The organism is Bacillus inaquosorum (assembly GCF_023238325.1).
In the GTDB taxonomy this organism is placed as follows: Bacteria; Bacillota; Bacilli; order Bacillales; family Bacillaceae; genus Bacillus; species Bacillus inaquosorum.
The window spans coordinates 3,657,108-3,678,287 of the sequence record NZ_CP096592.1; the positions used below are offsets into that span (position 1 = coordinate 3,657,108).

17 protein-coding genes are annotated in these 21,180 nt (G+C 35.2%); 7 read left to right on the plus strand and 10 right to left on the minus strand.

What is annotated here, in order from left to right; all coding sequences use genetic code 11:
* The first annotated feature begins 205 nt into the window (after nt 1-205).
* Nucleotides 206-1,084 carry a UTP--glucose-1-phosphate uridylyltransferase GalU gene (galU, locus tag M1M80_RS18550; RefSeq protein ID WP_060400066.1) on the plus strand — a complete coding sequence of 293 codons (879 nt, stop codon included), beginning with the start codon at nt 206-208 and terminating at the stop codon, nt 1,082-1,084.
* A gap of 38 nt (nt 1,085-1,122) precedes the next feature.
* On the opposite strand, the gene tagH is transcribed toward galU, so the two are convergent.
* From tagH to tagD, 10 genes are all read right to left on the minus strand, one after another.
* Nucleotides 1,123-2,706, minus strand: a complete 1,584-nt coding sequence (tagH, locus tag M1M80_RS18555; RefSeq protein WP_060399617.1) for a teichoic acids export ABC transporter ATP-binding subunit TagH — start codon at nt 2,704-2,706, stop codon at nt 1,123-1,125.
* Between the two features lie 19 nt (nt 2,707-2,725).
* A complete protein-coding gene (gene tagG / locus M1M80_RS18560; protein ID WP_060399618.1) occupies nt 2,726-3,553 on the minus strand; it encodes a teichoic acids export ABC transporter permease subunit TagG in 828 nt (275 codons plus the stop codon).
* Between the two features lie 158 nt (nt 3,554-3,711).
* Entirely contained in the window at nt 3,712-5,565 is a 1,854-nt protein-coding gene (locus M1M80_RS18565; RefSeq protein WP_060399619.1) for a glycosyltransferase family 2 protein, read from the minus strand.
* A gap of 36 nt (nt 5,566-5,601) precedes the next feature.
* Nucleotides 5,602-6,750, minus strand: a complete 1,149-nt coding sequence (locus M1M80_RS18570; protein ID WP_060399620.1) for a DegT/DnrJ/EryC1/StrS family aminotransferase — start codon at nt 6,748-6,750, stop codon at nt 5,602-5,604.
* A 2-nt stretch (nt 6,751-6,752) separates the two neighbouring features.
* Nucleotides 6,753-8,036, minus strand: a complete 1,284-nt coding sequence (locus tag M1M80_RS18575) for an ATP-grasp domain-containing protein (RefSeq protein WP_060399621.1) — start codon at nt 8,034-8,036, stop codon at nt 6,753-6,755.
* 18 nt (nt 8,037-8,054) lie between these two features.
* Nucleotides 8,055-10,058 (minus strand): CDP-glycerol glycerophosphotransferase family protein, encoded by a 2,004-nt coding sequence (locus M1M80_RS18580; protein ID WP_248596953.1) that lies wholly within the window; start codon nt 10,056-10,058, stop codon nt 8,055-8,057.
* A gap of 83 nt (nt 10,059-10,141) precedes the next feature.
* The gene (gene rfbB / locus M1M80_RS18585) at nt 10,142-11,176 is read right to left on the minus strand and encodes a dTDP-glucose 4,6-dehydratase (protein WP_060399622.1); all 1,035 of its coding nucleotides are present in this window, start codon (nt 11,174-11,176) and stop codon (nt 10,142-10,144) included.
* A 12-nt stretch (nt 11,177-11,188) separates the two neighbouring features.
* The gene (gene rfbA, locus M1M80_RS18590) at nt 11,189-12,070 is read right to left on the minus strand and encodes a glucose-1-phosphate thymidylyltransferase RfbA (protein ID WP_060399623.1); all 882 of its coding nucleotides are present in this window, start codon (nt 12,068-12,070) and stop codon (nt 11,189-11,191) included.
* An 18-nt stretch (nt 12,071-12,088) separates the two neighbouring features.
* A complete protein-coding gene (locus M1M80_RS18595) occupies nt 12,089-13,270 on the minus strand; it encodes a CDP-glycerol glycerophosphotransferase family protein (RefSeq protein WP_060399624.1) in 1,182 nt (393 codons plus the stop codon).
* A 125-nt stretch (nt 13,271-13,395) separates the two neighbouring features.
* Nucleotides 13,396-13,785, minus strand: a complete 390-nt coding sequence (gene tagD, locus M1M80_RS18600) for a glycerol-3-phosphate cytidylyltransferase (protein ID WP_060399625.1) — start codon at nt 13,783-13,785, stop codon at nt 13,396-13,398.
* A 463-nt stretch (nt 13,786-14,248) separates the two neighbouring features.
* On the opposite strand from tagD, the gene M1M80_RS18605 reads away from it, so the two are divergent.
* From M1M80_RS18605 to M1M80_RS18630, 6 genes are all read left to right on the plus strand, one after another.
* Nucleotides 14,249-15,022 (plus strand): WecB/TagA/CpsF family glycosyltransferase, encoded by a 774-nt coding sequence (locus M1M80_RS18605; RefSeq protein WP_003235516.1) that lies wholly within the window; start codon nt 14,249-14,251, stop codon nt 15,020-15,022.
* A gap of 95 nt (nt 15,023-15,117) precedes the next feature.
* Nucleotides 15,118-16,269, plus strand: coding sequence for a CDP-glycerol glycerophosphotransferase family protein (locus M1M80_RS18610; RefSeq protein WP_060399626.1), 1,152 nt, complete (start codon nt 15,118-15,120; stop codon nt 16,267-16,269).
* Between the two features lie 88 nt (nt 16,270-16,357).
* A complete protein-coding gene (locus M1M80_RS18615; RefSeq protein ID WP_003235520.1) occupies nt 16,358-17,071 on the plus strand; it encodes an IspD/TarI family cytidylyltransferase in 714 nt (237 codons plus the stop codon).
* Nucleotides 17,068-18,093, plus strand: a complete 1,026-nt coding sequence (locus tag M1M80_RS18620) for a ribitol-5-phosphate dehydrogenase (RefSeq protein ID WP_003235523.1) — start codon at nt 17,068-17,070, stop codon at nt 18,091-18,093. Before M1M80_RS18615 ends, M1M80_RS18620 begins: the two co-directional genes overlap by 4 nt.
* Before the next feature lie 3 nt (nt 18,094-18,096).
* Nucleotides 18,097-19,266: a CDP-glycerol glycerophosphotransferase family protein gene (locus tag M1M80_RS18625; protein WP_060399627.1), complete on the plus strand. Its 1,170-nt coding sequence runs from the start codon at nt 18,097-18,099 to the stop codon at nt 19,264-19,266.
* A gap of 18 nt (nt 19,267-19,284) precedes the next feature.
* On the plus strand, nt 19,285-21,144 hold the full coding sequence (locus M1M80_RS18630) for a CDP-glycerol glycerophosphotransferase family protein (RefSeq protein WP_060399628.1): 1,860 nt from the start codon (nt 19,285-19,287) through the stop codon (nt 21,142-21,144).
* Nucleotides 21,145-21,180: the final 36 nt, after the last annotated feature.

The window sequence follows — 21,180 nt, forward strand, 5'->3', positions numbered from 1 at the left end:
AAAAGGAATTGATATATTTTTGGCGTTTTTCGATCTCAAAGCCGCTGAATTGTCTCTTGTTTAATATTGTTTTTTCTTATATGATTAAAAGTGTTTAACAGAATGAAAATAGGGTATTGATGAAAAGAAACTCCAAAATTTTTTAAATACTCAGTATTCCAGAAAGCTGAACCCTAAATCTGTTATTAAGGAAGGTGCTTTGACATTGAAAAAAGTTCGTAAAGCTATAATCCCTGCCGCAGGTCTTGGTACGAGATTCTTGCCGGCTACGAAAGCAATGCCGAAAGAAATGCTTCCTATCGTTGATAAGCCAACCATTCAATACATAATTGAAGAAGCTGTTGAATCCGGTATTGAGGATATTATTATCGTAACAGGAAAAAGCAAGCGTGCGATTGAGGATCATTTTGATTACTCTCCTGAGCTCGAAAGAAATCTGGAGGAAAAAGGAAAAATCGAACTTCTTGAAAAAGTGAAAAAATCTTCTAACCTGGCTGACATTCACTATATCCGCCAAAAAGAGCCTAAGGGACTCGGGCACGCTGTCTGGTGCGCGCGCAATTTTATCGGCGATGAGCCGTTTGCAGTTCTGCTCGGAGACGATATCGTTCAGGCTGAAAAGCCCGGATTGCGCCAGTTAATGGATGAATACGAAAGAACACTTTCTTCTATTATCGGTGTACAGCAAGTGCCTGAAGAAGAAACACACCGCTACGGCATTATCGACCCGCTGACAAGTGATGGCCGCCGTTACCAAGTCAAAAACTTCGTAGAGAAGCCGCCTAAAGGCACAGCACCTTCTAACCTTGCCATCTTAGGCCGTTACGTATTCACACCAGAAATTTTTATGTACCTAGATGAGCAGCAAATTGGCGCCGGCGGAGAAATTCAGCTGACGGACGCTATTCAAAAGCTAAATGAAATTCAAAGAGTGTTTGCATACGATTTTGAAGGCAAGCGTTATGATGTTGGTGAAAAGTTTGGCTTTATCACAACAACTCTTGAATTTGCGATGCAGGATAAAGGACTTCGCGAGCAGCTCGTTCCATTCATGGAAAACTTATTAAACAAAGAAGAAGTTTAAATAAAAAGGCTATTGGACAATCATCCAATAGCCTTTTCCTAATTTGAAATCAAGGTCAGCGTATGCTCTTCATTATCAACAGCAAAAACTTGATCAGCTGTATTTATAAGAAAACGATTCTTGCTGCTGTCATACAATACATCGCTGTCACTTAAAGATAGTGACGCTGGAGTAACAGGAGAAATGTTGTGAAAGATAAGCTCTGATGCTTTATCATTCTCCAGCACATAGCTGATTTTTTCATAATCAAAATCCAACGTTTTTCTGCCGTCAGCTGTACCTCCTTCAGTATATCCATTCAATTTCGATTGAATGCTGCCGCTGCTGTCTCCCAGGAATTTCAGGAAGTATTCATAGGAAGCCGCTGCCGTTTGCGGAACATAAGGCGTAAAGGCCGCAGCTTGCAATTCAGCATGTTTCACGTTTGTTGCAACAGCGCTCTGTTTCACAAAATAAGACTGCCCGTTAAACTTTATTTTCGCTGCTTTTTTGCCTTTTGCAGCTACCGTCACCTCGGTACCAAATGGCAGTGTAACGCCAGCCTTCTGCTTCAAATCTTGACCCTTATAAACTGACGCTTTTTCAGCTGCTATAAACCCTTGCTTATTGACTGCTGTTAATTGTTCCTCTGCTTTGCCCTTTGCATCGCCATCATGCTTCTTCACTTCATTTTGCGGAATCGCGCCAAACGAAGCAATTGTACGAAGCGGGGCATTAAAGAACATCGTTCCCGCAGTAAAGACCGTCAGGATAGACAAAATAGCAATTTGAATAGCATTAGCCAGTGATTTCGGCTGTTTCTTCTTTTTGCGGAAACGGGCAAACGCTTCAGGATCCTCTTTCTTCCGCTCTTCCGTTTGCTCTTTTTTATATGTTTCTTTTTCTTTTTTCGACAGCTTATTAAACCAGTCAATAAACGCTTTGTACTCTTTGACAACCGTTTTTGTCTCATCAAACATACGAAGCTCGCCGTAGTGCATCCAAGCGACTCGGTCACACATCTTTTCAATCTGGCCGATGGAGTGGCTGACAAAGAATATGGTTTTCCCTTGCTTTTTAAACTCATTTATTCTGTCTACACACTTCTGATAAAACGTTTGGTCCCCTACGGAGAGCGCTTCGTCAATAATTAAAATGTCAGGGTCAATATGAACGGAAATCGCGAAACCGAGTCGCGATTTCATACCGCTGGAATAGTTTTTAACCGGCTGATTAATAAAATCGCCAATCTCTGCAAATTCAACGATACTGTCATACATGTCATCAATTTCTTTATTGGTTAACCCCATCATCAAACACTTGAGCCGGACATTGTCCCGGCCCGTCAGTTGATTATTTAAACCGGCAGCAATCGCAATCAGCGACGGCTGGCCGTTCATTTCAATTTCACCGCTGGTCGGCGGAATAATTTTAGCCAGCAGGTTAGACATGGTCGATTTCCCTGACCCGTTTATTCCTACAAAGCCGATTGTCTCTCCCTCATACACGTCAAAGGAGACATTCCGCACAGCAAAAAAACCATTATCCTTAGCCGGAAAAAACAATCCTTTAATCTTGTCCGATTGTTTTTTATACAAATGATACTGCTTTGAAACATTTCGAAACGAAACTTTTAGTTTCATCGTACAATCTCCTTACGTATTAAAGAAAGTCAACAAACTTGTCTCTGAATTTCATATGCAGGATAGAACCTACTGTTAATAAAAGAAATGTGAACAACCAGAAATATAGTGTGTACTTCATGTCTTGGAAAAACCATTGCCCGTCTAGGAACGTATTTCGGAACCCTTCTATCAGATAATAAATCGGGTTCAGCTTAAGTAAAGGCAGAAGATTCGGGTGATTTTTACCAAGTTGCTCTGAAATATTCCAAAAAACAGGAAGTAAAAAGAACAATAATCTGGTGACTGATTGCAACAGAAATTGGTAGTCGCGCACCAATACACTTATCGTTGAATTAAACAAACTGAACGAAAACATAAAAATGATCATAGAAGCTAAGTAGTAAATATATTGTATCCAGTGTAAAGTTGGGTAAATCCCGTTAGTCAAAAGCACGATCAAAAAGATGACCATCATCACAAAATAACTAAATAAATTTGAAGCAATCACAACAGAAGGCAGTGAACTGATCGGAAAATTCATTTTCGCAACCATATTGATCCGCTTAAACACACTGTTTGATCCATCAAGAATCGTCGGGCTAATAAAGAACCATGGAATCAACCCAGCCAGCATCCAAACAATAAAAGGCACTTCCCCGATACCTGTTATGACCGGCTTACTGTTGCGAATCCCCATACCAAATACAAACCAGTACGCCAGCATTTGAATGAGAGGATTTAAAAACTGCCATAATACACCAAGATAATTCATCTGATACTGAGACTTTGTCTCATACGAAGCTAAGCGCAAAATTAAAGGAAACGATGTCACTTGCTCTTTTACGATTCTTACTAATGCATTCATTGTTTATCTTCCTTAGACTTAAATGATTTTTTGGATCTTTCGGTTAAAGAAATTTGAAAGCACCGGTGAATATTGTAACAGATGTTGAGTTTTTTTTCACTCATTGACTAAACATGAAAAGCTGCTGAAACTCAGCAGCTTTATAAAAACTGAAGTTATTATCGGTTTAATATCTTCGAAATGAATTTGCTATATATACTGTAACTCTTTAAGGATACATTACCTTTATTCGTTATATAATGCTCGATATTAACCTTGCCTTTTTTTAATGTCGGTGTTCTAAATTGCAGAACCATTTCATTTTTTATTCTTATATTCTTTTCCGCTGAGTTAAAGAATAAATCGTAAACAAGATACGGATCAAAAAAGTGATCCCATAATATCTCATAAGAATTTGATTCATTCTTATTTTTTTTAAAGTAAACCTTATCATTATTAGAACGATTTTTTAAGTAGAAGTTTCCTTCTCCTTCAAGATCCTTATCTAACTTCAAAGTTATTTTTTCATTTGTAAACATAAAAGAAACTATATTAAATTTAAGTATGTTAAGGGAGAGCTTATTTTTATCGGTATAGTATAGATTATAGTTTCGGGCTGTTTTATTATTTCCAAAACTTATTGATTGAACCATCTTATTTGAAATACGGAATTTATCTAAAGTTTTACCGTTAGTAAACAAAAGATATATATCATATACTGCTAAATTATCAAAGCTAGATAAAGGGATTTTCCCATTAAAAATATTTGAATTGTCGGTAGGAATGTCGAAGATTCTTTTATCTTCGGGGTTAAACCTTGATTCAAATGAAACGCTAAGTTCAATATCGGAAAATGACTTAGGAACCTTTATTTCATTAAAGCTAAGATACTCTTCAGTAACATCTATTCCTTTAATTTTTACAAATTCTTCTTTTAATGTCTTAATTTCAAAAATACAGTCAGGGATATTTAAGTCTCTATCCCTAAAAAAAGGTAGTGCCCAATAAAACTTTCCATTCTCACCAATTACCTTACCTTGTGGGGGAGTAGATAAGTAATAAATCAACTCTTCTTTTAAATCATTTAATATGAGATAAACATACAAATTATTTATAATTCCAATATCATTATTATAAATATCTTCTATTTTTTCAAGAATAGGTTTAATTTCTTTATAAAAAGCCTTTCGAAATTCTTTATTTGTAACGATGTTCTTAATTGGAAAAAAGAGACGCTCGATATTTCGCTTTAAGAATTCATTAGTTAGTGTATTATCTCCGTATGTTTGAAAATAGTTCATCTGATATTTTAAAGATTCTATACGATCTATAAAATTTTGTATATCTCCATTTAACTGAGTTATAGATTTTTGAGAAGCTTCTTTTCCTCGTTTTCTCCAAAGATAGACTATATCAGTTATAATCGAAATCTTATTTGCGTATAGAAAAGCTTTATGCACCATCGGACGATCTGCATATAACATTCCTGGCGGCATGAAGCAGTTATAATCTTCAATTAAACTTCTTCTGAAAATCTTATTCCAATAGAAACCATCATAAAAAATGTCAAGAAAATCATGCAAATTATTAATAACTTTAGGCTCTTGCCATACTTCTCTTTCTTTCTTATATATGATCTCTTTTTGAATCCCATCAATAAGAATATTAGGTTTACCAATAACTATGTCAGAATCCTTTTCCTTTGCTTCTGTATATAATTTTTCATAAGCATAAAGCGGTACAATATCATCAGAGTCAATAATGGTTACATATTCACCTGTAGCTTTTGTTAAACCATTATTACCGGCAATAGCACCCCCACTATTCTTTTGATTAATTAGCACAATATTACTATAGTTCTTTTGGTATTCTTTTATAATTTCTAGACTATTGTCTGGGCTTTCATCGTTCACAATGATAATCTGAATATCCTTTAAAGTCTGATTGATCAATGAATCTAAACATTCTCTCAAATAATTCTCTGTATTATAGACTAAAACTACAACACTTAATTTATAATTTTTATCTTCCATAACTATCACCTGCTTTAATATATTTAGTATGGAATATCAATATTGAACGCTCAGCACTTTACCATTAAAAATATTTGTCTCATGCTCTATGATTTTAATTATTTTTCTTATTGTTTCCTCATTTAAATCAGAATACATTGGTAATGCCAGTATTCTATCACTAATATTTTTAGCAATGGGTGTCTGATTAGAATCATAATTATAACAAGAAAAATCATTGCATAATGGATAAAAGTACTTTCTTAAGTTCAAATTATACTTTTTAACTTCTTCAAATAAAAAATCTCTAAGCACATTATTTTGTACTAAAATAGGAAAATAAGAATAATTATGTCTAATGTTCTCAAGCTCTTCTAAATAAGTAATCTCTTTTATATCTTTTAAATAACTAATATATGTGGAATATATTTTTTTTCTTTTTGAAATTTCTTCATCTATACTCTTTAAATTGATTAATCCCATAGCAGCTTGAAATTCATTTAGCTTTGCGTTGGTCCCAATCATTTCTATATCATCATTGTATGAATTGATACCAAAATTTTTCATAGCTTTTAAAGTGTCAGCAAGCTCCGGATTCTTAAAACTCAATATACCGCCCTCTATAGAATGAAAAACTTTTGTAGCATGCATACTGAACATCGATAGATCACCAAAATCTGTAATACTATTTCCGTTTATAGTTACACCAAAAGCATGCGCAGCATCGTAGATAACCTTTAAATTATATTTTTTTGAAATCTCCTCTATTTTATAAACATCGCAAGGATAGCCAAAAACATGAACAGCCACTATTGCTTTTGTTTGCTCTGTGATGTGCTGCTCAAGCTGAGAACTGTCTATATTAAAATTATCTGGTTCAATATCACAAAAAACAGGCTTCAAACCAGCATTAGTGATAGCATGAATAGTTGATGCAAATGTGAAAGGAGTGGTAATGACCTCACCCTTACCACCAAGAGTCTTTAATGCTGTTTCTAAAGCCAAATGTCCATTTACAAATAGCTCGATGTTTTCTGAGTTTAAATAAGCTTTCAGATTTTGTTTAAATTCTTCATGGAGTGGTCCATTATTTGTTAGCCAATTATTTTCCCAAACACTTTCAATTTTTTTAACATAACTTTGAAAAGGAGGCAATTTAGGTTTTGTTACATTGATTTGTTTTTCTAATCTCAATTCATTGTTCATTACTATTGTCTCCAATCAATTAAAGACTCTACTGCATCTATATCAAAAACTGGGATATTAAAATTGTATATTTCGCTGCGCTCTGCAAAAGAATCATCTATAAAGATAGCAGGTAAATCATTATTAATACTTTCAGATTTTTTATTTTGCTTATTTAAATGTATAATCTCATCAAAAAGTGCAGGACTTATTTTTAAAGCTTCTAAAGTTTCTCTGATATTATATACATGTTTTGTAATTAATATTAACTCTATACCCTTGCTTGAACATTGGTACAAAAATAGCATAAGCATTGGATTAACCTTTTCTCGATATGTTATAGTATCATCAAAATCAACATAGACTCTTTTATATGAGATATTCAGTTCAAATCTATTAATTAACGCTCTATCTACCTCAACTTCAAAGTTGTTATTTGTAATTTCGACAGCATAATCCATTCTGTCATACAAACTTAGCAAAGGAAAATTAATCCCTTTGTTTCTGTGAAGACCCATAGTTCCAGCGATGCGAGGAGCTATTTCTAAAAGTTTATATTTGTTATTTTTATCTTTTTTAAGTTGGAAGAACCAAGCTCCTCTAAATTCAATTTTATCATTAATAATCTTTGCTATCCTTTTAACTTCCTCATCTAAAGGTAAAGTTACTGAATTAACACTAATTCCGCTTTTAATCCTTTTTCGAACTCTTTTTCCTGCAAACTTTAAAGAACCATGTTTATCAGTAAAACAATCAATAGTATACTCTTCACCTGGGAGATATTCTAATACAATCAGATCTTTATTTTGTTTTTTATAAAATAAAAGTTCCTCTTTATTATTAGCTTTTGCTACTCCCTTAGAACCTTGTCCAACATCAGGTTTAAGAAAAACAGGATAAGTATTAATTTCGTTTATTTGAGTATACATTTTCGGTACAAAGTCCTCATGTTCAAAAAACTGATAAGTTAGTTTTTTAGATCGAGCTATTTCACATGTTTCCTTAGAAGAGGTAACAACAATCGCATTAATGCTGTTTTGATATTGGGCTAATTTTAAGACTACACTATCATGAGCAGGAATTATAAAATCGATGTCGAACTTTGATATCATATCGTTTAAGAAATCAATAAAATCTTCTGCATCTATATTTGGAAAGTCACCTATATAGTTTTTGTAAACATAAGTGCCATGGTCTTTGATGCTAGAACCACCGTATAAAGTCAGTCCTTTTACATACTTTAAAGCGTTATGAATTTCCAAACCGATCTCAGAACCACATGGAAAGATTAGAACGTTTTTATTCAAGTTTAGTATCCTCCTTAATTAAAAAACCTCTTCAATGATTTTTCTAGCTGAATTTCCATCCTCTATTTCACAATACTTTTTTATAAACTTATCATAGGAACTTTTGTATTCTAGTTCTACTTGTTTTATATTCTTAATAGAATTCAATAGCTCTTCACTCGACTGTAATATTGGGCCGGGCAAATCCTTTTTCATGTCTAAGTAGAAACCCCTAATCTCTTCTTTATACAAATTGTAATCATAAGCAAAAAACAATATAGGTTTTTTTGTATTAGCAAATTCGAAAAAGACTGAAGAATAATCAGTGATAAGAATATCAGAAATGACATATAATTCTTGTATATCATCATAAGATGACACATTAAATATATGATCTTTATATTCGTCAGGAATAACAATTGAATCAGAAATTAAATGATGCATTCTTAATAGCAAAATGTACTCATCAGATAATCTTTCCATAAAATCATTTAGGTTAATTTTTATTTCAAAGGAATGTTGCCAAGACGCTGAGGATTCATTGTCCCTCCAAGTTGGGGCATACAAAATAACCTTTTTATCTTTTGGAATTCCTACCTTTTCCTTCAATTCATCTCTTAATCCTGAAATATCTTTTTTAAAAAATATGTCATTTGCAGGATATCCTAATTCAAATACTCTTTTATTGAATTTAAATGCTCTTTTAAATATATTACTTGAGTATCTATTTGCTGATATTAAATAGTCCCAATTCCTTGACTCTAAATAAAAGTTTTCTCTTGCAAGTTTTTCTGGCCCATCTACTTCTATATCAAAACCTAATTTCTTCAATGGTGTTCCATGCCATGTTTGTAAGTAAATATTTCCTTCTCTTTTTCTATGCACTGGGAAAATGATGTTATTGACCCAGTATTTAGATTCTGCTAGGTATTTAAAATACTCTTCGCTTTCTCTTTCAACTATTATTGGGTTGCCGGGAATAATAGATTTTCCTGAATAAGACCAAATAAATATAAACTGATTAGAATAGCCCAATTCAAGCAATTTTTCATATATATATTTGGGGTTACCGGAATAGCTTTTTCCAAGAAAACTTTCAAAGAAAATCATTTTTTTATTAATTGGATTTGATTCACAAACTTGATTAAAAATAGTTTTTCCCTTTGCAATGTTATACGTCTTTTCAAATTGATGTTTATCTGTATACCACATTGCCAAGCTTTCTTTGCCCATCGTTGCATAGAAGACAAATTGCATATCCTCATATGTATCTTTGTTCACAAGTAAATAACGATCTTCTTCATTTTCAAAGTTAGAGAACTCGCTCATATTTATCAATTCTTTAAATATGACAGAATTATTTAAATCCCTGACTTGTAAAATCAGATCCCAACGACTATTTACAGCCAGGTCATTTCTAATTTTGTCCATCGTTAATAACCCTTTAAATTCATATCTCTGTTTATTTACTGCGAAGGATTGAATTTCAAAGCCATAAGATTTTTTTTTGTCTCTTCTTGTAATAATAACTTCAACTTTATTTACATCCTTGGGAGTGATTTGAGAATCTAAAGTCCCCTCAATGTATAAATTATGCCCAATTGCTTTTAATGTATAAACTTTTTGCGTGAAGTAAGACTTTTCTACAATAATAGATAAGTAATTATTTTTTGTCTTAAAAGGACGTAATTTTATATTGCTTTCTTTATCAAAAATATTCATTCTTAAATTATCATTGGAAAAAGGAGTTCTTTTCTTTATATACTTGTTATAAACTCTACAAACAACATACATATCTAATATAGCCTTTTCACTAATATTGAAAATTTCAGTGTAGCTAAAATTCACTTTGCTCCCGTGGATTTTTTTCTTAATTCTTCTTCCTGAACTTCTGTCTTTTAATACTAGATAATTACTGCCTACATTATTGAAATCAGTGACTTTAAAACTGATATTGTTTTCATTTTGAATTATTTGCACTTTATGATTTTGTATATTTCTTTTAACAATTAATTTCAAGAATCTTTTTATAAAGTTAATCAATTAATCACACCTCTATTGTATTCTTTCCATGAAAAAATCCCCGGACCTTTAATGTAAGGTTTGGGGAATTTTCCGTTAAATCTCTATATATTTCTGTAATTCCCATTCAAAATATTAGCAAGCCATTCCTTATTATTCAGATACCAATTAACAGTTTTCTCTATACCTTTTTCCCATTGAGTAGAAGGCTCCCAATCCAAGTCTTTTTTAATTTTTGATGCATCAATAGCATATCTACGGTCGTGACCTTTTCTATCTTGTACATATTTGATAAGTGATTCATCAATTTTTGAGTCTACTTTTTCTTGAAGTAATTTTATAACTGTTTTTACAAGATCAATATTAGTTTTTTCATTATTTCCACCTATATTGTATACTTCACCAAGGCTTCCCTTATGAATTACTAAATCAATAGCAGCACAATGATCTTCCACATATAACCAATCTCTTATGTTAAGTCCATCTCCATAGAGAGGCACTTCTTTGAAATCTAAGCAATTGCTGATAATTACAGGAATCATTTTTTCAGGAAATTGCAATGGACCATAGTTATTTGAGCATCTTGTTATATTTATTGGAAATCCATATGTATCAAAATATGACTTCACAAGAAGATCACTTGATGCTTTGCTGGCAGAATATGGACTATGAGGATCTAAAGGAGTTGATTCAGAGAACAATCCATCAGCTCCTAAAGATCCATATACCTCATCAGTAGAAATATGAATAAACTTCTTTCCTTTTTCAAAAGAATCATCCTCATTTATCCAATTTTCCTTAGATATATTTAATAAATTCATTGTTCCTAATACATTTGTTTTAACAAAAATCTCAGGGTCTTCTATACTTCTATCTACATGAGACTCTGCAGCAAAATTCACAACATAATCTATTTCAAAATCTTTAAATATCTTTTCAATTATCTCTTTATCTGCAATATTACCTTTAACAAAGTAATAATTACTCTTATTTTCAACTTTTTTAAGATTATCAAGGTTTCCTGCATAAGTTAAATCATCTATATTAATAATAGTAATATCTTGATACTTATCCATCATATATAATATGAAGTTCGAACCAATAAACCCTGCTCCGCCTGTTACTAAATAAGTTTTCATCCTTTTTCTCTCCTAAGACTTAATTTCATTGTTTTCAACTAATTTGATTAAATATTTTCCATATTCTGTTTTATTTAATGGTAATGCTAACTTATGCAACTTTTCTGCGCTAATATATCCTTTCCGAAAGGCAATTTCTTCCAATGATGCTATGTAAAGCCCTTGTCTATTTTGTACAGCTTCTACGTAGTTACTCGCTTCTAATAAACTTTTATGTGTCCCTGTGTCCAGCCATGCCATTCCCCTGCCCATGATTTCGACCTTTAAATTGCCCTGTTTTAAATAGTATTCATTAATAGAACTAATCTCTAATTCTCCCCGTTCAGAAGGCTCGATTTTTTTCGCAATATTTATTACATTATTATCATAAAAATATAAACCTGGAACAGCATAGTTTGATTTTGGAACTTTAGGTTTTTCTTCAATACCTATGACTCTACCTTCACTGTCAAAATCAACTACCCCGTAATCTTCTGGATTTTTAACATAATATCCAAAAACGATTGCACCTTCTTTTAGCGAAACAGCCTTATCTAACAAATTAGTGAATCCTTGCCCATAAAAAATATTATCTCCAAGCACCAGAGCTACATTATCATCACCAATAAATTCCTCACCTATAAGAAATGCATCGGCAAGTCCACGAGGTTTTTTCTGAATCTCATAAGTCAAACTTAAACCTAAATTTTCTCCGTTACCCAACAGTTGTTTAAATAACGGCAGATCTCTTTCAGTAGAGATAATTAATATCTCCTTTATCCCGCTTAACATTAATACAGATAACGGATAATAAATCATAGGTTTATCATATATAGGAACAAGTTGCTTCGATATCCCTCTTGTTATAGGATAAAGCCTTGATCCTGTTCCTCCAGCTAAAATAATACCTTTCATTTTAAACCTCCAATAAAACTACTTTGTCTTTGAAAACAAACTTTCTACTACTCTTTTGGTTGCGTTCCCATCCTCTAATTCGCAATATTCATTATGAAAATTTTCATAATTATTTTTTAAAAAAGGAGAATTTTGCAATGATTCTTTTATTTCCTTAATCAACTCTTTATTAGTTTTAACTATAGGTCCTGGAGCCAATTTTTCTATATTAAAATAAAAGCCCCTTAACTTATCTCTATAATTTTCAATATCGTAAACAAAAAATACTATTGGCTTTTTTAATATTGCGAAATCAAAAAAAACTGAAGAATAATCTGTTATTAACATATCACTAATAAGGTACAAGTCTCTTATATCAGGATAGTTAGTAACGTTTAATACAAATCCTTCATATTCTTTCAAATTAAAATTTTGTGTGACCAAATAGTGCATTCTAAGCAGAATAACTGCTTTATCACCTAACTGTTCTTTAAATAATTTCAGGTCCAACTCTAAATTGAACTTGTAACTGCCTTTAGTAAAATAAGAATCATCTCGCCAAGTTGGTGCATATAAAATTATTTTTTTCTCTTTTTGTATATTTAACTGTTTTTTTATTTCATTTATATATGTTTCTGTATCTTTAGAGGACAAAATGTCATTTCTCGGATAACCAGTCTCTAAAATTGATTGTCTATATTTAAAAGCACTTCGGAAAATTTTTGTAGAATACTTATTTGGAGAAATTAAAATATCCCACTTACTTGACTCTTTTGTGAAATTCTGTTTGTATTTTTCTGTATTTGTTCCTGGCATATGAACTTCTTCCATATCGTTAGCCAGTTTTTTTAATGGAGTTCCGTGCCATGTTTGAATGTACATCGTACTTTTAGGTTTTGGAAGCCACAAAGGGAGCCTACTATTCGTAATCCAATATTTAGCAGTTGCCATATTCCATAACCAAGAAACGGAAAACCTATTACTGTATTTCAAACCAAGTTCTTTAAATACCTTTTCGTATTTCTTATTAACACTCCATATCATTTCATATTGATAATGGTTTTCTTCTCGTTTAAGATACTCAAATATAGCTCTGGGATTGCAACTATATTGTTTGCCTAAATAACTTTCAAACATAATCTTTTTCTTGTTTTTGGGTAATTTGCCAATTAAGAAAAAAAGAATGGAATAAATTTTAGTAAGTAACTTTTTCTTTTTCATTTAAAAAATATGCCTTCCATTTCAATATTGAGAACTTTAGTCTTCAAACATACAACTTCAATAAATAGTGTGAACACAAGAAAAAAAGAAGCAACTTTGAATTACTTCTATAAAAAATAATCTATCTACAAATTTGCAATCTCTTTTTTTATCTTAGTTGTAGAAATCCCTTCAGTTCTTGGCAGGTAAACCACTTCACAATGATCTTTTAAGAAATCAAATTTACCTTCCCAATCATTCCCCATTACAAAAACATCAATATCATGGTCTTTTATGTCCTGAATTTTTTGATCCCAACTTTTTTCAGGGATCACTTCATCAACATAACGGACTGTTTCTAAAATTAGCTTCCTATGTTCATAACTATGATAGGCTTTTTTTTGTTTCTGCAAATTAAATTCATCAGTGCTAATTGCAACCACTAAATAGTCACCAAGTTCTTTAGCACGTTCAAGCAATTTAATATGACCCCAATGAAGCAAGTCAAACGTGCCATAAGTAATAACTTTTTTCACTTTAAAAACTCCTTTCAGTGTTGAGAGAAAAGACCAAACTTTTTTACAATGTCTTAATAATTCCGACATAAATTTCACGTATCATTAATATTTAACAATAATAGCATAATCACCTATAAAAGTTAAGGGTGTTTAAAAAATGGAAAATCCAAAATAGGTTTCAAGACTCATTGTCAATAGTTCTATTGTATCATTTCGATAATCACTTGACACCAAAATTACTGATTTGTTTTTTCACAGCCAGTGAAACGATTTTCTTTCTGCTGCGTCATTTATTCTGTACGCCCTCCTCATATTAATTCATCGTCAAAACGTGAAGGAATTGTAATGTGAATGTTAAAAGTTCCTAAAGATTTTTGTGGTAAGATAGAGTAAAATGTTTTCAGGCAAAGAGTCTTTAATCAAACTATACGAATGACACGTGTTTTTTATAGACATATAGATGAAAAGGAGGGTTGATACGATGCAAACGAAACCCATTAATCAATTAGATTTTGTAGACAGTGAACTGACTTCATTTGTATCACATTTAGAAACGTCATATTTGGATCAAAACAAAGGTGCGTTCATCGTAACAGCGAATCCTGAAATCGGATTTGAAGCGATGCAGAATCCTCGTTATGAAGCGGTTCTTTCGTCTGCTGATTTTATTTTGCCGGATGGCATTGGTGTTGTATTGGTTTCCAAAATGATTGGAAAACCTCTTCAATCCAGAATCGCCGGTTATGATTTGTTTACGTCTCTGCTTGAGAAAGCCGATCAAAAGAAAAAACGGGTTTTCTTTTACGGTGCGGCTAAGCATGTGATTGCGGAAACAATTGAGCGAGTTAAACGTGATTTTCCCGGGATTGAAATTGCCGGATACTCTGACGGCTATGTGAAAGATCAGCGTGAGGTGGCAGACAAGATTGCGGCTGCAAATCCTGATATGGTATTTGTCGCGTTAGGTTATCCTAATCAGGAGTTCTTTATCCATAAATACCGACATTTATTCCCTCAGGCTGTTGCTGTAGGGCTTGGCGGAAGCTTTGATGTGTTCAGCGGCAATGTAAAAAGAGCGCCCTCATTTTTTATCCGTTTTCACCTTGAGTGGATGTACAGGCTGATCACCAATCCTGCACGCTGGAGAAGAATGCTGAGCATTCCTAAGTATGTTACAGCCGTGCTGAAACATGAACGAGCTTCAGCAAAGCCGCAATATACAGGACAGGTCAAGGATCAATCACGCCATCTGTAATCGGTCTAAAAGGAGCTATGGTATGTAATGAAATGTATGAATCTTTCCCTGCGCCTGCGGACAATCTGTGACAGCCATTTTGAGCTGATGACAGAATGAAATCCTGGTTTGCGTTTTTTTATTATGTGTTCGTCAAAGTCATTGGCACATTGCTCTTTTGGGTCAAACCGGGAAGTCAAGTGACCCTTCTCGTTTCCTTTCCTGATAATGCCCGTGCAATATTAAAGGAATATCAGAAGGGACACTATTCCTTTCCTATTCATGTGCTGCTTACCCAGCATGCCAAATCGCTGGAAAAGGAATTTCCTTCGCTTACTGTTTCAGTTATTAACGAAAAAAACCCGCTTCATATATGTAAAGCGGTCTTTTCTATGCTGAGCAGCAAATCTGTGATTGTTGATAATTATTTTGTTTTGACGACCGTTCTTACCAGCAGGCCTGATATCGAGTGTATCCAAGTTTGGCATGCGAACGGAGCGTTTAAGCGATTTGGGTTAAAGGATATCAACACACAAAACCGGTCACGGGCTGACGTAAGACGCTTTCGAAAAGTGTATGCTTCATTTGATCGGATTGTCGTCGGTTCTGAACATATGGCTGACATATTCAAGGAATTTTTCGACATAAAAGGTGATACATTTCTTCGGTTTGGTGTGCCTTTAACCGATGCTTACTATGAGGCGCGGGAAAACAGCAATGACCTTAAAAGCAAATATCATCTGCCGGCAGAGAAAAAAATCATTCTGTATGCGCCGACCTTTAGGGACGACCGGTTCGAAAGCTTTTCGCTGCCGTTTACAGAAAAACACTTGCAGCATGATTTAAAAGGAGAATATTTACTTGCAGTAAAACTTCATCCTGTTATAAAGCAATCTGCTGAATTACCTGAGGATAGTGCGTGGATAAAGGATGTTTCAGATCTCCCTCTTGCAGACCTTTTAAAAATGAGCGACCTGTTAATATCAGATTATTCTTCTGTCCCTTTTGAATTTGCGCTGCTGGACAAACCCATTTTGTTTTATACGTATGATATGGAGGCTTACAACAGAACCCGCGGTTTAATTCAGCATTATACTGAGATGATACCCGGGGTGCCATGCCATGATTCAGGAATGCTCTTGGACCAGCTGAAAGATATGGACAAGCTCCAATCTGAAGTGGAGCGCTTTTCACGCGAGTGGAATCTGTACTCGAGAGGGAATGCCAGTAAGCAGCTTTTAAGCTATGTACATGAGAAATCAAGCTGATCTTTATATATAATAGAGATCGGTATTGCAAATAATATGAAAACCCTTTATAAAACATTATGAGTTGTAGTAAGGAAGGAGTCATTTTATGATTTATGCTGAGATTTTAGCCGGTGGAAAAGGTTCCCGCATGGGGAACGTCAATATGCCAAAACAGTTTTTGCCGTTAAATAAACGCCCAATTATCATTCATACGGTTGAAAAGTTTTTATTAAATGACCGTTTCGATAAGATTTTAATCGTTTCACCTAAAGAGTGGATTAACCATACAAAAGACATTTTAAAGAAATTCATCGGGCAGGATGATCGCCTGATTGTTGTTGAAGGCGGCAGCGACCGTAATGAATCTATTATGAGCGGCATCCGCTATATTGAAAAAGAATTCGGCATTCAGGATGATGACGTGATCATCACTCATGATTCTGTGCGTCCTTTTCTGACTCATCGCATTATCGACGAAAACATTGATGCTGTTCTTCAATACGGCGCGGTCGATACTGTTATCTCAGCCATTGATACGATTATTGCTTCAGAAGACCAGGAATTTATTTCTGATATTCCTGTCCGCGATAACATGTATCAGGGGCAAACACCGCAAAGCTTCCGGATCAGCAAATTGGTCGAGCTTTATAATAAACTGTCCGATGAACAAAAAGCTGTCCTGACTGACGCTTGCAAGATCTGTTCGTTAGCAGGTGAAAAAGTGAAGCTGGTTCGCGGTGAAGTCTTTAATATTAAAGTAACGACACCATATGACTTAAAAGTGGCTAATGCCATTTTACAGGAGCGAATTTCACAATGATTAATCAAACGTATCGTTTAGTTTCTGCCCGACAATTTGAAGTGACGTATAAAGATAAAGTTGTCCATTCAGATAAGGTCGTCGTCCGTCCTACCCATTTATCGATCTGTGCTGCCGACCAGCGCTATTATACTGGCTCACGGGGCAAAGAAGCGATGGATAAAAAACTGCCGATGGCTCTGATTCATGAAGGAATCGGGAAAGTCATGTTTGATCCGACAGGCACATTTAAAGTCGGAACACGGGTTGTTATGGTTCCGAATACACCAGTTGAAGAGCATGAAGTCATTGCGGAGAATTACCTGCGTTCCAGCAGATTCCGTTCAAGCGGCTATGATGGATTTATGCAGGATTACATGTTCATGGCGCCGGATCGGCTCGTTGAACTTCCGGACAGCATTAATCCGCATGTCGCAGCCTTTACTGAGCTTATTACGATTGCAGTTCACGCGCTTTCCCGCTTTGAGCGAATGGCACACAAGAAGCGCGACACATTCGGTGTCTGGGGAGACGGGAATCTCGGATTTATCATGACGCTTCTCCTGAAGAAGAAATATCCGGACAGCAAAGTGTTTATCTTCGGAAAAACACCTTACAAGCTTGATCATTTTTCTTTTGTTGATGCAGCTTATCAAATTAACGACATTCCTGAGGATGTCAGAATCGATCATGCATTTGAATGTGTAGGCGGACGCGGCAGTGAAAGCGCAATTGAGCAGATCATTGCCCATGTTCATCCTGAAGCGTGTGTAGCGCTCTTAGGCGTATCTGAATACCCTGTTGAAATTGAAACGAGAATGGTGCTTGAAAAAGGAATTACGCTGATCGGCAGCAGCCGCAGCGGACGCGAGGATTTTGCCCGTACTGTGGACTTTTTAGCTCAATACCCTGAAGTCGTTGATTATTTAGAAACATTAGTAGGCGGACGCTTCCCGGTACGCAGTATTGAGGAAATTACAAACGCGTTTGAAGCAGATTTGACTTCATCTTGGGGAAAAACTGTTATCGAATGGGAAATTTAAACAGTGAAAACATTCCTTACACGAATCGTAAAAGGAGTATTCGGCACTGCTTATAAACTATTGAGCGCTTTATTACCAGTACAGCACAACAAAGTTGTCATAGCTTCCTATCGTGAGGATCATTTAAGTGATAATTTTAAAGATGTCTATGAAAAGCTGAAGCAAGATCCGTCTCTTCGCATCACCCTGCTTTTCCGCAAGATGGATAAGGGATTGATCGGACGAGCTGCATATTTGCTTCATCTTTTCAGCTCGTTATATCACCTTGCCACGTGCCGTGTGCTTTTGTTGGATGATTATTATTTTCCTTTGTATGTTGTGCCAAAACGCAAGGAAACTGTCGCCATCCAGCTTTGGCATGCTTGCGGCGCGTTTAAAAAATTCGGCTACAGCATAGTGAACAAGCCGTTCGGCCCATCTTCTGATTATCTGAAGATTGTTCCCGTGCATTCTAACTATGATTATGCGATTGTCAGTGCACCCGCTGCCATGCCACATTTTGCCGAAGCTTTTCAAATGGAGGAAAAGCAGATTTTGCCGCTCGGCATTCCAAGGACGGATTATTTTTATCATAAGGAACATATTCGCACTGTACTGGATGAGTTTCATCGGGCTTATCCTGAACTTAAGCATAAGAAAAAGCTTTTGTATGCTCCTACTTTTCGAGGCAGCGGACATCATCAAGAGGGTGACGCTACCCCGCTTGATCTGCTACAATTAAAATCGGCGCTAAACCATAAAGATTATGTCGTGATGCTCCATCTTCATCCGTATATGCGCAAGCATGCGCACACGGAAGAGGATGATTTTGTGCTGGATTTAACCGATTCGTACTCTTTGTACGATTTGATGGCAATCTCCGATGGACTGATAACCGATTATTCTTCAGTCATTTTCGAATACAGCCTGCTGAAACGTCCGATGTATTTTTACTGCCCGGATTTAGAAGACTACTTGGAAGAACGTGATTTCTACTATCCGTTTGAATCGTTTGTACCCGGGCCGATTTCTAAGGATGTTCCATCGCTTGTACACGATATCGAGAGTGATCACGAGGCTGATAAAAAGCGGATTGAAGCATTTTCACAGACATTTATTACCCATCAAGACGGCAAATCTTCAGAGCGGGTAGCCGATTTTATTTCATCATTTTTAACATCTGGTGCCGATTAGGAGAAAGTGAGGTACAAAGTGAAGCTGGCCAGAAAGATTAAGAACAGACTTTTCAGATCAAAAAAGAAAACGAAAAAAGAAAATGCAGCTGTCATTGTCCATCCGACAGATAACAGGGTTTTTTCTCTTTTCGATAAAACCAAGCGAATTGAAGAAAACCAGCAAGTCCCTGTCAGAAAAATTTCTGAGTTTTCTTGGAATGGATCAATTCTTAAAATTGCGGGTTATATGTATATCAAGGGCCTGCCGCTTCAAAAAGAGGATCAGGTTCGTAAACGTTTATTATTGGTGAACAACGGTGTTTTATTTACAGCTGTTTCACTGCGGGATGTTCCGGTAGATCGGCTGTCAATTGATACTTCAAATGTGCCTGGGGCCTATAAGTGGGCAGGATTTTCACAGCAAATTAACTTTTCTAAGCTGATGAATGACAAGCCTCTTCCGCAGGGCGAGTATAAATTGTTTCTCGAAATTGAAGCTGTAGATGACCAAAATGTAAAACACCAGGAAGTGCATACGGTCGGAAACGTCAGCAATTTCCTCTCTAATGATGTGTATGCTACAAAGATGGAATTTCATTCTGCTAAAAAGCTGATGAAGTTCAATTTGATCGTTAACTATGATGAGGGCGAAAAGACCATTAACTTGTCTTGCAACAAACTGCAGGAAATTGATCCGAGCCTTTTGGAGCTAGATACTGGGAAAGAAGCAAACCGCTTTTTGCGCAAGCTGAATACGAGCTTGTTCCATTTTGCTTATGATGTGTTCCGTCTGCTGCCGATTAAGTCCAATAAGATCGTCTTTGCTTCTGACAGCCGGCTTGATATGACAGGAAACTTCGAATTTGTTTATGAAGAACTGCTGAAACGCGAAGAAAACTTTGATTTCAAATTTTTCTTAAAGAGCAGTATTCGAGACAGAAAAAGCCTGTCTGAACTGATGTCTATGGCTTATCATTTTGCGACAAGCAAAATCATTTTTATTGATGATTTTTATCCGATTATTTATCCGTTGAAAATCCGTAAAAATGCTGACCTTGTCCAGCTGTGGCATGCTGTCGGCGCCTTTAAGACATTCGGCTACAGCCGAATCGGGCTGCCCGGAGGACCGTCGCCGCATTCGAAAAACCATAGAAACTATACGAAGGTTATTGTCAGCTCTGAAAATATACGAAAGCACTATGCAGAGGGCTTCGGTGTAGACATTGAGAACGTCATCGCCACTGGCGTACCGCGAACAGACTTTTTCTTTGATGAAGCGAAGAAGGCATTTGTGAAAGAACGTCTTTATACGGAATATCCGTTTCTTAAGGACAAGAAGGTTATTCTTTTTGCACCTACCTTCCGCGGAAACGGTCAGCAATCAGCTCACTATCCTTTTGAAGTGCTTGATTTTGACCGTCTGTATCGTGAGTTAAAGGATGAATATATCTTCTTATTTAAGATTCATCCGTTTGTACGAAACGATGCCAATATCCCTTATCAGTACAGCGATTTCTTTTATGATTTCTCTTCTTTCAGGGAAATTAACGAGCTATTGCTAGTAACAGATGTTCTGATTACGGATTACTCTTCTGTGTGCTTTGAGTATGCTTTATTAAATAAACCGATGATCTTCTTCAGCTATGATGTAGATGATTATATTCGCAAACGTGATTTCTATTACGATTACTTTGACTTTATTCCTGGTCCGCTTGCGAAAACGTCAGATCAAATGATTTCGATCATTAAAGAAGAGAAGTATAACTTTGAGCAAATAGATTCATTTGTTCATTATTTCTTCGATGATCTTGACGGAAAAGCAAGTGAACGTGTAGTCGATCAGATTGTCTTCCCTGAGGAAGAGGAGCCGTTAGACGATAAAGTCCTTAAAAGATAAATGAAAAACACCTTTTGCAGCTGCAAAAGGTGTTTT